Genomic DNA, 12467 nt, shown 5'->3' on the forward strand with positions numbered 1-12467 from the left:
GCGCTATGTGGTCTTGTTAAATTAAGTTTAGATTTTTTCAATGGGAAAAACGCGGTCAAGTTTATGAGCATGTAGTAGTATTAGCGCTGATTAGATATGAGGGTAGATGATTGAATATTGAAAGATTAAATCCAACGCCGCGTTGGTCAGATGCTACGGTTTTTAATGGCATAGTGAATTTTGTTGAGATTGCCGCCGATACCAGCGCGGATATGAAGGGACAGACGCTGCAGATTTTTGCGCAGGCGCAAGCGACTTTGGCGCAGATTAATAGTGATAATGGACGTTTACTCTCTGCCACCATTTATATTACCGACTTTGCTAACTTGCCTGAGTTTAATCAGCTTTGGGATGCTTGGTTACCTGCGGGCTGCGCTCCGAGTCGAGCCTGTGTCAAAGCTGAACTGGCCGACCCTAACTATTTAGTCGAGATTGCCTTTGTGGCCGCGGCTAATTGTGGTGGCTAATGTCACACGTTAAGGATCTACCCGCCGTTTCGCTCTATTTTTGCGATCTCTCAGTGGCCGCTGCTAATGAACTGTTATTAGGGCAATTTAGAGGCTGGCTGGCAGAAGATGAAATCGCCAAAGCCGATCGTTTTTTACAGCAAGATGCGCGCATTAAGGGCTTATTAGTTAGAGGCTACTTGCGCGGTGTGTTGACGCTATTTGCGAAACAGCATGGGATTGCTGTTTCCCCAGATGAGTGGCAGTTTAATTATCTTGAAAGGGGCAAACCGGTACTTGCCAAGCAAAGTGTTGCGCGTTGTCCGATAGTTTTTAACTTGAGTCATAGTGGGGAGCACTTGTTACTGGCATTAACGCTGGCTGATGAGGAATTACAACTGGGTGTCGATATTGAGCGGCTAAGGCAATCGACTCAAATTTACTCGATTTTGAATCACTACTTTACCCAAAGTGAAACCGATGATTTATTGGCATTGCCTGAGCACCAGCAGCGGCCACGTTTTTTCGATTTATGGGCGTTAAAAGAGTCATATATTAAGGCAAAAGGGTTGGGATTAGCCCTGTCGCTGAAATCGTTTAGCTTTAAATTGGATCAGCAACAGGGAAAGGCTCGCGGTGAGTCTTGTGCAAATACTGACAGTTGTTCAAGTAACGGTTGGCCAAGTATCTGTGTCGATGACTTAAGCATTGATAATCTGAATTCTGCCGAGGCAGATATATCATCGGCGCCTCAATTGAGCGCCAGAATCAGGCGTAATATCGACTTAGACTTAGACTTAGACTTAGACTTAGACCTAGATTTAGATAAACAGCTAAACCCTGAAAATGCATCGAGCTGGCAGGTATTGCTAGGCCAGCTAGCAATATATTCAGCAGCCGAGCAGGCAACAGTTGATTGTGGATATCGTTTTGCACTTTGCGTCGATTGTCCGCAGCCACCTCAATTAATTGCTTATCAGCTGAGTGGTGAGCGGTTACTGTCGCTGGTGTGACCGCCGTTTGTTTAGCTGCCACTATGATTGTGCAATAAAAAAGCCCACATAGATGGGCTTTTTTATTGCGGTTGAAACTACTGGCGAGCGAGACGCTGATTCTCTGGAGGATGTTCGAAGTCGCTGCGATACGGGTTGATATCCAATCCGCCACGGCGCGTATAGCGGGCATACACGGTTAGTTTAGCGCAGTGACACAGTTTTTTGAGGTCGACAAAAATCCTCTCGACACATTGCTCGTGAAACTCGTTATGTTGCCTAAAAGAGATCAGGTAACGCAGCAGTTTTTCACGGTCGATCTTCGGGCCTTGATAACGGATCATTACCGTGCCCCAATCCGGTTGTGACGTGATTAAGCAGTTAGACTTCAACAAGTTTGAGGTTAATGTTTCCGCTACCACAGATTTGTCATCGGTACTGTCTAGCAAATAATTACTACTGAAATGATAGTCATTGATTTCGATATCTAAATCATCAATACAAGTGCCTGGTAGTTCAACAATTCGTTGGTGACTGAACTGTTTAGGTTCGATGATATTGACGCTGACTTCGCCTTTAGCGCAGGCTGTTAAATCGTTTGCTAGGGTCTGTTGAACTTGTTCTATTGAATCAAATTTAGTTTGGTTAAAACTATTAAGATAAAGCTTAAAGGACTTAGATTCGATTAAGTTTGCGCTGTTAATGTCGAGACTGACCTCGACAATCGCCACCATGGGCTTGCCTTTGCTGTTAAGCCAGGAGAGTTCATAGCCAGTCCAGATATCCGCCCCGTGGAATGGCAAGTTATCGATAAGCTTGATGGCGTCACGATTAAGCTTGCGTGGCACGCCTTGTAAAAGTGAGGCGTCGTATTGCTCTTGGTAACCAGTCGATTTACCTAGGGTGAGTTCTGAAAGGTCTGGTGCATCACGGTATGGGTCATGAACTGGTGTCATCGCTGGGTGTTCCATGTCAAAATAGGCGCATATTATACTTATATTTTAGGTCGCTGCTACGTGTCTTCTCTACCTGCGTTAGACAATTTTTTTGAACACTATCAACAAAGCTACTTGGATAAGCTAGGTGAATTACCTAAATACTATCCTCATGGTGAAGATTCTGACTGTCTATTGAAGGAAGATAAAAGCAAGCTAAATGAACAGCATATCGCCCTACAATGGCAAGCGGTCAAACGTCAGCCACAAGGTCGATTTGATAATATTGAGCATGCATTAACGCTTGAACTGCATTCGAGTATTAGCGATTTTTATGGCCGTTATTTTGCTGCGCCATTGCAGTTTGATTCGCAATGGGGGGAAGGTGAATTATTGCAACCATGGAATCAGCAAGACTTTGAATATTTGCAGCAAAACCTGATTGGCCACCTGATGATGAAGCAAAAGCTGAAGCAGAGCCTCACTTGGTTTATCGGTGTCTTAGGTGAGGGCGATCAGATGTTAGTGGTCGATAATAACGATGGTAGCGTGTGGATAGAGAGCCCCGGCCAAATGCCAGAGCAGCAATTAGCCGAGAGTCTAGAGCAGTTTATTTGTCAGCTAAAACCAAGAGTCTGCCCGCCAACGCCTTTGGTTGAGGAAACCATGCCAGCGCTGGATCATCCTGGTATTTGGCAACGGATTAAGATCATGTGGCGAAATCTTACCGGTAAAGCTTAAAGCGGTTTGAGGTTTTTAATCTGAACCTTGTAACTGCTGGCTACAGATGATCCCAAGAGATGTTAGACACGATACGGCAGCTTTTACATTGAAAGTGGAACATGTCTAATAAGGGCTCATCAAGTAACCAATCTTGATTACCACAGCGGGGACAGGGACGCTGTTTCTCGGCGGCTAAACTGTCGCCACCCACCCGATAGAGATAATAATAGGTTGGTATTTGGGTCAGATATTCTATCCTGCCACGGAGATCCCAGCCACGGCGAAACAGGTCGCTGTCGCAACGGGTTAATTCATCTAATGCAGCAAATTCGGCTTTAGTGGCTGCAGCCATTTGCAGTTCATCACAGGCTTGCCATTCGGTTTGCCATTTAATGATCCGTTTATGATCGCCGTTAAATGTCGCGGGGATCTGATACAGCGGAATTGGCTGTAGGGTGTCGCCGTTACGCAAAGGTGAGCACATGTGTACATAGCTGGTGTAAATTAGCTGCCAGCTTGGGGTTTCCGTACTACTGACTTCGGAATTAATGTCTTGACCGATATACTTCTCACGCGGGTGAAGCAGTTTCGCCTCGGTTAGTTGCGTCAAGGCGTTACTGACCCAAGGGCTGTTGTAGCGTTTGGCTAAGCTGCTTTTTTCTGGCATCAATAATCGGACTCGAAATTCACCGTCATTAAAAGCCACGGCAAATTCTCGGCCTAATATTTGGCCATTGGCGCGGTAGGCTTCCAGTAAACCATTGATAGCTTGTTCTGCCGCTGTGATCGTGGTGTTGTCGAAACATTCAAACCTCAGCTCTACCACATGCATTAGCTATTTTCCTTTTGCTGTAATGCCGACTCTAGTTGCGCCACTCTATCAAGTAGTTTTTGTTGTTGTTCACGCAAGCTTTGTATTTCTTGATTCAAGCTTATAAGACTGATGGTTTGTGGCTCTGGCTGTGCAGTTTGTACTGCATCGGTACTTGATTGCAATGCGGCAATTTCTGATTTTGATAATGACTTAAAGCGTTGTAATCCCTGTATTATGACGGGCATAGGTACGCTGTTGCCCAGTTTAGATTTGAGCAAGGCAATACTCGGTGTTTTTCCTGAAGAGAGGAGCTGCTTTGCCGCAGCTAGCACTTGATCAACGGGTGTCATAGTTGGTGAGATTCCTTAAATGTTAGTAAGATTTACCTTAAGTCGAGTATGAAATAATAACCAACTCATTTAAAATCAAGTGTTTATGTTTTTGGCACAGGCTTTGCTTTTCTGATGCTAGTTATAATAGATAAACAGGAAGTTAAAGTGAAAACAAAATTATTGAGTTTGGTACTTTTTGGGGCTGCAAGTGTAGCATTGTCTGGTTGTGTACTTAACATCGGTGATGGTGAAGGCAATTGGGATAAGGGCGATTCTTGGGAGCGTGTACAAGATCAAAACCGCGCTAATTTAGCTAAATTAAGCTTAGGAATGAGCCGTGATCAAGTGATGACCTTGATGGGAACGGCAGACTTTAATGAAGCCTATTTGAAGCAAGATAAACAAGTTTTTGTGCTTTATTATCGTACCCAAAGAGTTAAAGGCGATGGCACCACCACTAAAGAGGAGTGCACTCCTATAGTGTTAGCCGACAATGCTGTTGTTGGCTGGGGTGAAAAAGCTTACCACAGCATGTAATGTGAATTTGGCCTATCTACTTGCTGTAGTAGATAGGCTTTTAATTTTTAATCTCTAGCCTCTAAGTTGAGCATCGAGTTGATCGATTATCTCTGTCCACATGGCATCTTCTTCTAATGCTTCTTTGATGAAATGCTTTTGCGCTTGAGTCCAGAAACTGGCATCAACCAGATGTGTTTGGGCATCAATATTATGCTGACTGATAAATTGCTCTATTGCTTGCTCACTACTAGGAAGACCGAGTTGGTCGAATAGCGATTGAAAATTGGGTTGGTTAATGTCCATTAATAAAGCCCTCTTGAATTAGCGCATCTATTTTATCCTGTTGCTCATAGTATGGAACGGATCTGGTTAAGTTTCTAACTGTCGCCTTTAACTCAGCAGTGTCTTAACCCCTTTAAAGCAATATTGATTAAAGTTTGCACTTTTTTACAAGCTTGTTACATTGGGATGGTTGATCGCTAATAAGGAAACCAGTGATGAATGACCATGCAGCACAAAACACGCTCAATAATTATAAAGCTGTATATTTAACCGCAGAAGATCTGCGCGTTGCCGCTTCTATTTTGTATAACGCCTACCATGATGATCTCTTCTTTATTTCCGCCTTGCATCAAGGTGACCAAGCACAATATGAACAAAAACTCAGAGGCGCTATTCGTGAAGAACTGCATACTCTTTGGCAGGAAGAACAAGCATTAATTGGCTTGTTTGATGATGACCGCCTGGTGGGGCTTGCTTGTATCGTGACCCAGCAAGTACCACTAGGAGAAGCACGTTATTGGCATTGGCGCTTAAAAATGTTGTTGAGCGCTGGCTGGCAATCGACTCAAGCATTGATGAAGAAGGAAGCTTCTATCTTAGAGCATCTGCCCAGTACCCATTGCGGTATTGTGCAATTTATTGCCTTAACCCCGATTGAGCAACACAAAGGACTTGGTGCCCGGTTAGTGCAAGCCGTGATGAGTTGGTGTGATGAACAACCTCAGCTCGATGGTATTGGTGTTTATGTGACGCAAGAGAGTCACGCTCAGTTGTTCTCTGGTTTGGGTTTTGCTGCGTTAGAAAAGTTGACTATTGCCGATGTCGAGGGGGAATTGCTGTTTTACCGGAGTCAGGAAAGTGAATCAACGCTTCGATAGTTTCTGGGCATTTTATCCCTATTACCTGTCTGAACACAGTGATCCCCGTTGTCGCGCTTTACATTATATTGGCAGTATTTCAGTCTTGATCATCATAGGATTTAGTCTGTTATTTCAAAATGCGACTTGGTTGCTATTAACGCCGATTGCTGGATATGGTTTTGCCTGGTTAGGTCATGGTATTTTTGAACATAATCGACCAGCCACTTTTGAGCACCCTTTATATAGCTTTATGGCGGATTGGTTAATGTTAGCGCAGTGGCTGAGTTCAATTTTTAAATCGAGTTAACTGATGCTGAGACAGTAATTTAATTTTTAATGTGTTTGTCTACTTTGCATTAACATCGCAATAACTTTGGTTGTGTAGCTTTATGTAGAAGTGCTGTAATCGATTAATACGTCTTCATTTTTTTCGCTCAATGCCTTGGTGTTTTGTGCGAGATCTCTCACAACCGTGTAATACATTTGCTCGTTATAACCACTGTTTTTATATGGGTACAATATAAAGATTTTATAAATCAATTGTTTATATCATAATTGTTTGTGATTGTTTTTTGTTCGATAAGATATTGTTTTTTAATAGGCTATATTGATGTCGTGGATTGCCTATACTAAATCTTCAGGCAACGGATTGAGCTTGAATCGCCATAGGTCATCACATGTTTGGATAAACATTTGGGTAGACGGTGTTAAGGAAGAACATAGGAAATGTTCATGCTAAAGGGACATAGCTCAGAAGGAAATGCAGCAGATTCAAGCCAAATGGATTATGGAACTTAGTACAGGATGTGCTAAATATCTTTAAGGATGAGGAGTTTCGGTTAAATGATTTAACTGAACATGGATGTAGTAACAGGACGTTAATGGATGATAGGGACTGGCAGGGTTGCTAGCATTTTAAGGATGATGCAGGGAGCATTTAAATAGCGGGATGGCTAATTGAAGAGCAGTATGAAGGCGCACTTTTTAAAGTGCGCCTTTTCTTTTGCCTATTTTAAATGTAATCCATAGCGTACCTTTTGCTTAAGCCTGTGTAAGAGATCTCTTACAAGAATGTGAGACAAATAAGCTTGTTTAATCTATCTATCTCTTTATGGATATTTTTATTTCATTAATAACAATACGTTAATGGTATGTTGAATTTGTATTACAAATTTATCGTGTTTAAAGTTTGTAAATATCCAGAGATTAAATTTGTCTAGGTATCATAGAATTAGTTGCGTTCAAGGACGACACTCTTCCACCTAGGATGGTGGTTAACACGGAAAGTGATGAATGGATTCTCAAGGATGAACTTTGGACATGTATTAAGGATAATACAAACTTGGTCATGGATAACCAAGTGAAAGGGAAGGTGCCTTTGGGTACAAGGAAAAGTAGGGAAACAGGGATGAAGCAAGGAGCAAAGTGATCGCATGGATGGTGCAGGGAGCACAGTTATAGCGGGATAGCTTAGCAAAAAGACAGAAGGCGCGGCTCTTAACTGAGCCGCGCTTTTTCTTTATCTGCGATTTATATTACTTACAACCGCCGCTTTTGCAGCCGCCACGACTCGCACCACCACAACCACCGATAGTGCCTGAGGTTTGAGGTGCTTCAAGCCACTCTGGCTCAGGGAAGATTGGCCATTGAATTCGCTCAACTTTTTTACCATGCATCCAGAAATTTGCCTGATATTGATTGATGCCATCGGTACTGAATTCCATCAAGAACTTCGCTTTCCAGGTTAATCCGCTGCTCCCACCTATACTGGGACGAGCGGATTCCATTGCGATGGCTAATAGTTGGACTTTCTGCTTACGGCATTCACTGTTAGCAAATCGACGGCTGATCTCGGCCATCTGTCTTAATTGCCAAAAAAAAGCGATGATCACGACTAAGGCAGCGATCAATAAAAAATCTGTCATCATGCTTTGGTTACCTTAAACAGTCCGCCAATGGCGGCTGACAATGCTGGGCTGCGATCTGGATTTCGAAGTGCCATAAGCAGTTCGGGTCTAATCGCCGGAATAGCTACGATATCAGCAAAAATTTGGTTAAAGAAGTGTTGTTCTTGTTTTGCCAACGCTTCGAGATAAAGAGTGCGAGTTTGATCGTCTTTTAATGCTGTCCAGTTACGTGCGGCAATAGTGATTAAAGCTTCATCATTCAAATTATCTTGCTGAGCCAGATATTGGATTGCACGTTGAGAATATTGCGGCAGTGAAGCGAGGGCGCGCATGAAGTACAGTTTGTGCTCTGGAGCAGATTGATAAAGTTTTTCTAGCAAACGCTCGGCCAGGTCAGCATGGATATTTAGATGCTCCAGTTGCTGACAAAGGGCGATTTGCACTTCGATTGCACTGTGTTGGAAGGCATTTTCAATTTGTTGTTGATGATCGAGTTCATCGGCACGTACACAAATATCGGCGATCCCTTGTAACCCTACATCTTGCCAACGATCACTCTCCATTTGTCCTGAAAGATACTGATAGGCAAATTCATACTGTGGTGAGGCAGGTTTAGCCAATTGCTTTTTTACCAAGGCATTAAATAAGGCTAGTTTTTCAGCCGCAGGTTTAAAGGCAAACGGATGATTGGCCAGTTTGTCTTGATCGGCCTCAGACATCGGCTGGGTCGGATCGCTGCCTAAGGCTTCCAGTACCATGCGAATAAATTGGGTTCTTGGCGCAGGCGACAAAAGTCCACGTTCATCTAATGGCAGTTTGAGAAACCAGATGTAATATTGTTCAGTGGCATCCCAAAAAACGATAGCAAATTGGGCATGGCCTTGGATAGGCGCAGGATAAGGGGTAGCAAGTTGCTCTATTTGTGAAAAGGCTAGGGGAGCGATATGTTGAACACGACGACCAAGTTCATAAACTTCAAATTGGGTATTAGCTGCATTTAAAAACTGGGTGAGGGTGGTGATATCAGTCATCGGAAGGCCATTAACTCTAAAAACAAATTTCAATAGTCGCCATTATAACCTGAATTAGAGATAAGAAAGTCGATGTGACTTGATTCTTGTTAATAAACGCCTCTTTTTTACTCAGTGAGATGGGTTAGGGACAACAGACTCTAATAGGTACAAGTTAGATGAGATGATATAATTTGCCGTTAAATAGCCAAGATAAGCGTCATCTGACTCGGTGAAGCATATGGCTAAAATAGGAATTGTGATGTTGTACCTCTTTACTCAAAAACAGCTGGGATTGATAGAGCTGGAATTAAAGTCTCTGGGCTTATGGTCTAGTCAAATGCCTTCGGCTCAAGCCTTAGCAGATCCAACCCCATTTGCTTGTGAGTCATTAGCTTTTGAGCAGTGGTTGCAGTTTATTTTTATTCCAAAAATGAGCGAGATAATAGCTCAGAAAACCAGCTTGCCGACAAAAATTGCATTAGCGCCGATGGCCGAATACCTATGGCAAGAACGCAGCGAAATGCGTCAGTTGATCTTTCTTTTAAACCAATTAGATGAGTGTTTGAGTGAACCAAGATAAGCCAATGCAACAACCACAGGATGCCATCAATGCCGATGAGCTAGAACAAGCTCCCGAAATAACCATACTGTTTGAAGATGACGATGTAGTGGTGATCCATAAGCCCGCCGGTTTATTGGTGCATCGCAGTTATCTTGCCAGACGTGAACGCTTTTTTGCGATGCAGATGACCCGAGACAAAGTGGGCTGTCATGTGTTTCCTGTGCATCGTTTAGACAGACCGACATCGGGTGTATTACTGTTTGCCAAAAGTGCCGAGATGGCCAATGTATTGTGTGAACAGTTCGCCTCTAAGGTGGTAGAAAAACAGTATCTGGCGATTGTGCGCGGTAACGTCTTACAAGGTGATTTATTGGATTATCCGCTGAAACAGGAATTTGACGAACTCGGTGACAAGCATGTGGATCCGAATAAGGCTGCCCAAGAGGCGCAGACCTCTTATCAACCCTTGTTAAATTGTGAGATCCCTTATTCATCTGGACGTTATCCAACCAGTCGTTTTGCTTTAGTACAATTAACTCCACATACGGGACGCAAACACCAGCTTCGTCGCCATATGGCGCATCTACGTCACCCTATTATTGGTGACACTACCCATGGTGATGGTAAACAGAATCGGTTCTTTCGTGAACATTTTGGGATAAATCGACTCTGGCTGATTGCTAAAAAATTGAGCTTTAATCACCCAAGAACGGGTGAGCGGGTCAGCGTCGAAACCGAATTGGAAGCAGAATGGCTGACTCTGTTTAGCGCATTTGGTTGGGATGAATCTATTGATAATTCGCCGAGTCAACTTATTTGCTGATCAGCTGGTATATTCAGTAACACTTGAGAATTGACACTAATTGAGTTAATGCTTTGCTGTTACTTATACTGATAGGTATTATTCATTGTATTCAATGACTTCAGCTTTAAACTCGAATGGTTTTTCTTGATGCTGGTTAGGATTGTCGGTGGCAGAGGATTGATGCTCTAGTGCTTGCGCCGTTCTGAAATAACACATTCGTCGAATATGGGCACAACGCTGAACATGTTTTAAATGTTTTTTACGGCTGGAGTGTCGCATCTGTCGATCCTGAAGCTCAATCTAGCTATCGAGCCTGCAATAAAGTATGTTTGAATTATAAGTAAATTATGGGTTAAGGGCTAAATAAAACATGAGAAAAGTGAATCTGGTTTTTGGAACTGTTTACGGTAATGCGCAATTTGTGGCGCAGACTGTTCAGGAACAACTGGTCGCAACGGGTCGCGAGGCTAACTTGATGACGCCAGAGACTTTATCTGGATTTGTACCACCTGAAGATGAGTTATTGTTGATTGTCACCTCGACCACTGGTCAGGGCGATATTCCTGACGATCTCAATTTGTGGTTCGAAACCCTCAGAGGCGACGCGCCTTATTTGCCCAAACTCGAATATGGGGTGATCGCATTAGGTGACTCAAGCTATGAAACCTTCTGTAATGCTGGTGTTCGTTTTGACGAGCTCTTTACCGAGCTGGGTGCCACTCGAATTGGTGAGCTATTGAAGATTGATGCCTGTGAAACCATGGAACCAGAAGTAGATGCTAAGGAGTGGCTAAGCGAGTGGACCAAACTCATCGCCAGCAATCCGATCGATTAGGCGCTCTTAGTCGACATTGGTTTAAATTTGCTCAGCGATTAAGTCAGTCGCTGTTACTGCCTATTGCTATTTTACCCGCCGCAGGGGTAATGCTTGGTCTTGCTTCCAATTCTGTTCCTTTTATTTCTAACGATGTATCTACCTTAATGCTCAACATCGGCAATCTGATTTTTACCATGATGCCGATGTTATTTGCTGTGGCTATCGCCATCGGCTTTTGTCGCGACCAAGGGATTGCCGCTTTTAGTGCTGCATTCGGTTATGGGGTTTTCTTCTCCAGCCTTTCTGCACTGGTACAAATCAACCATGTTGATACTCAACAGATGCTTGGAACCGAAACCATAGATACCGGCATTGCGGGGGGAATGGTGCTCGGTGCGATCACCTGTGTTGCGGTGAAGCTGAGTGAAAAGCTGCGGTTACCCGCGATGTTTTCCTTTTTCGAAGGACACAGAAGTGTTCCTTTAATCATGTTGCCCTTGGCCATTTTTCTCGCCTATATGTTTTTTCTGGTGTGGCCGCCAATTTCGGTGTGGATTGAACAAGTGTCTAATTGGGCGGTGTATCAAGCGCCTGCGCTTTCATTTGCGATTTACGGCACGGTGGAGCGCTTGTTAATCCCACTTGGATTACATCATATTTGGAACGCGCCTTTTTTCCTTGAGATGGGGCAATACACTTCGGGTGCTGAAGTCGTCAGAGGTGAAATGAGTCGCTATTTAGCTGGCGATCCTCAGGCGGGAAATTTAGCTGGAGGCTATTTAATTAAGATGTGGGGGTTGCCGGCAGCAGCATTGGCAATCTGGCGCTGCGCCGATAGCAGTGAACGCAATCGTGTTGCCGGTTTGATGTTTTCGGCCGCAGCGGCTTGTTGGTTGACAGGTGTCACTGAGCCAATCGAGTTTGCCTTTATGTTTGTCGCGCCACTGCTTTATCTGGTGCATGCTTTGTTAACTGGCTTAGCCTTTGCGGTGGCTATTACATTAGACATACACCATAGCGTGGTATTTTCTCATGGCTTAGTTGATTTCATTCTATTGCTGCCGCAGGCGCAGAATATACAATGGTTTTGGATTTTGGGGCCATTAACTGCTGTGATTTATTATCTGGTTTTTAGAGCCTCAATCATGGCGTTTAACATTAAGACGCCGGGCCGAATGGCTGACAATGATTTGGACCGAGTTGGACTGCTTTCGATCATCAAGGCGCTCGGTGGCAAAGCTAATATTATCGACTTGAATGCCTGTTTTACGCGCTTAAGGATCAGTGTTAAGCAGGCGGCCATGGTTGATAAAGCCACTTTAGACAGACTCGGGGCGAAAGGGGTCGTGTTGGTGGGTAATGGGGTACAGATTGTTTATGGCACCAAAGCCGAGCGGGTAAGGCAATTATTGCAGCGTTATCTCGACCGCCAACAAGATTGATTTTGAGAAGTAGAGGCT

General features: G+C 43.8%; 17 protein-coding genes. 10 read left to right on the top strand and 7 right to left on the bottom strand.

Annotation, left to right across the window (positions count from 1 at the left end; genetic code table 11):
- The first annotated feature begins 110 nt into the window (after positions 1 to 110).
- Both L1D21_RS04005 and L1D21_RS16515 read left to right on the top strand, forming a co-directional pair.
- A complete protein-coding gene (locus L1D21_RS04005; RefSeq protein WP_239843931.1) occupies positions 111 to 467 on the top strand; it encodes a RidA family protein in 357 nt (118 codons plus the stop codon).
- Entirely contained in the window at positions 467 to 1459 is a 993-nt protein-coding gene (locus L1D21_RS16515; protein ID WP_275658886.1) for a 4'-phosphopantetheinyl transferase superfamily protein, read from the top strand. The genes L1D21_RS04005 and L1D21_RS16515 overlap by 1 nt, the downstream gene beginning before the upstream one ends.
- Positions 1460 to 1536: 77 nt before the next feature.
- Here the strand turns inward: L1D21_RS16515 and queF are convergent, their stop codons facing one another.
- A complete protein-coding gene (gene queF / locus L1D21_RS04015) occupies positions 1537 to 2394 on the bottom strand; it encodes an NADPH-dependent 7-cyano-7-deazaguanine reductase QueF (protein ID WP_239843932.1) in 858 nt (285 codons plus the stop codon).
- Positions 2395 to 2454: 60 nt separating this feature from the next.
- Between queF and syd the strand changes: the two genes are divergently transcribed.
- Positions 2455 to 3114: a SecY-interacting protein gene (syd, locus tag L1D21_RS04020; RefSeq protein ID WP_239843933.1), complete on the top strand. Its 660-nt coding sequence runs from the start codon at positions 2455 to 2457 to the stop codon at positions 3112 to 3114.
- A 40-nt stretch (positions 3115 to 3154) separates the two neighbouring features.
- On the opposite strand, the gene L1D21_RS04025 is transcribed toward syd, so the two are convergent.
- Together L1D21_RS04025 and L1D21_RS04030 are read right to left on the bottom strand one after the other, a co-directional pair.
- Positions 3155 to 3928 carry a Zn-ribbon-containing protein gene (locus L1D21_RS04025; protein WP_239843934.1) on the bottom strand — a complete coding sequence of 258 codons (774 nt, stop codon included), beginning with the start codon at positions 3926 to 3928 and terminating at the stop codon, positions 3155 to 3157.
- Positions 3928 to 4260, bottom strand: a complete 333-nt coding sequence (locus L1D21_RS04030; RefSeq protein WP_239843935.1) for a hypothetical protein — start codon at positions 4258 to 4260, stop codon at positions 3928 to 3930. The genes L1D21_RS04025 and L1D21_RS04030 overlap by 1 nt, the downstream gene beginning before the upstream one ends.
- Positions 4261 to 4374: 114 nt before the next feature.
- Here L1D21_RS04030 and L1D21_RS04035 point away from each other — a divergent pair, with 114 nt between their 5' ends.
- Positions 4375 to 4779 carry a DUF3192 domain-containing protein gene (locus tag L1D21_RS04035; protein ID WP_239843936.1) on the top strand — a complete coding sequence of 135 codons (405 nt, stop codon included), beginning with the start codon at positions 4375 to 4377 and terminating at the stop codon, positions 4777 to 4779.
- 54 nt (positions 4780 to 4833) lie between these two features.
- On the opposite strand, the gene L1D21_RS04040 is transcribed toward L1D21_RS04035, so the two are convergent.
- Positions 4834 to 5064, bottom strand: coding sequence for a DUF2789 domain-containing protein (locus tag L1D21_RS04040; protein WP_239843937.1), 231 nt, complete (start codon positions 5062 to 5064; stop codon positions 4834 to 4836).
- A gap of 194 nt (positions 5065 to 5258) precedes the next feature.
- On the opposite strand from L1D21_RS04040, the gene L1D21_RS04045 reads away from it, so the two are divergent.
- Both L1D21_RS04045 and L1D21_RS04050 read left to right on the top strand, forming a co-directional pair.
- Positions 5259 to 5921: a GNAT family N-acetyltransferase gene (locus tag L1D21_RS04045; RefSeq protein ID WP_239843938.1), complete on the top strand. Its 663-nt coding sequence runs from the start codon at positions 5259 to 5261 to the stop codon at positions 5919 to 5921.
- Positions 5902 to 6210 (top strand): DUF962 domain-containing protein, encoded by a 309-nt coding sequence (locus L1D21_RS04050; RefSeq protein ID WP_239843939.1) that lies wholly within the window; start codon positions 5902 to 5904, stop codon positions 6208 to 6210. The genes L1D21_RS04045 and L1D21_RS04050 overlap by 20 nt, the downstream gene beginning before the upstream one ends.
- A 1228-nt stretch (positions 6211 to 7438) precedes the next feature.
- Here L1D21_RS04050 and L1D21_RS04055 read toward each other — a convergent pair.
- Both L1D21_RS04055 and L1D21_RS04060 read right to left on the bottom strand, forming a co-directional pair.
- A complete protein-coding gene (locus L1D21_RS04055) occupies positions 7439 to 7831 on the bottom strand; it encodes a DUF3301 domain-containing protein (protein ID WP_239843940.1) in 393 nt (130 codons plus the stop codon).
- A complete protein-coding gene (locus L1D21_RS04060; RefSeq protein WP_239843941.1) occupies positions 7828 to 8841 on the bottom strand; it encodes a DUF3549 family protein in 1014 nt (337 codons plus the stop codon). Before L1D21_RS04060 ends, L1D21_RS04055 begins: the two co-directional genes overlap by 4 nt.
- Before the next feature lie 220 nt (positions 8842 to 9061).
- Between L1D21_RS04060 and L1D21_RS04065 the strand changes: the two genes are divergently transcribed.
- Positions 9062 to 9403, top strand: coding sequence for a YqcC family protein (locus L1D21_RS04065; RefSeq protein ID WP_239843942.1), 342 nt, complete (start codon positions 9062 to 9064; stop codon positions 9401 to 9403).
- 4 nt (positions 9404 to 9407) lie between these two features.
- Complete coding sequence (gene truC / locus L1D21_RS04070; protein WP_239843943.1) at positions 9408 to 10208, top strand: tRNA pseudouridine(65) synthase TruC; 801 nt, start codon at positions 9408 to 9410, stop codon at positions 10206 to 10208.
- 78 nt (positions 10209 to 10286) lie between these two features.
- Here truC and L1D21_RS04075 read toward each other — a convergent pair whose 3' ends face one another.
- The gene (locus L1D21_RS04075; protein WP_239843944.1) at positions 10287 to 10469 is read right to left on the bottom strand and encodes a hypothetical protein; all 183 of its coding nucleotides are present in this window, start codon (positions 10467 to 10469) and stop codon (positions 10287 to 10289) included.
- A gap of 91 nt (positions 10470 to 10560) precedes the next feature.
- Here L1D21_RS04075 and L1D21_RS04080 point away from each other — a divergent pair, with 91 nt between their 5' ends.
- Both L1D21_RS04080 and L1D21_RS04085 read left to right on the top strand, forming a co-directional pair.
- Positions 10561 to 11025, top strand: a complete 465-nt coding sequence (locus L1D21_RS04080; protein ID WP_239843945.1) for a flavodoxin — start codon at positions 10561 to 10563, stop codon at positions 11023 to 11025.
- Complete coding sequence (locus L1D21_RS04085) at positions 10977 to 12449, top strand: PTS transporter subunit EIIC (protein WP_239843946.1); 1473 nt, start codon at positions 10977 to 10979, stop codon at positions 12447 to 12449. The genes L1D21_RS04080 and L1D21_RS04085 overlap by 49 nt, the downstream gene beginning before the upstream one ends.
- Positions 12450 to 12467 lie beyond the last annotated feature (18 nt).

This window comes from Shewanella sp. Isolate11, assembly GCF_022398315.1.
Classification (GTDB): domain Bacteria; phylum Pseudomonadota; class Gammaproteobacteria; order Enterobacterales; family Shewanellaceae; genus Shewanella.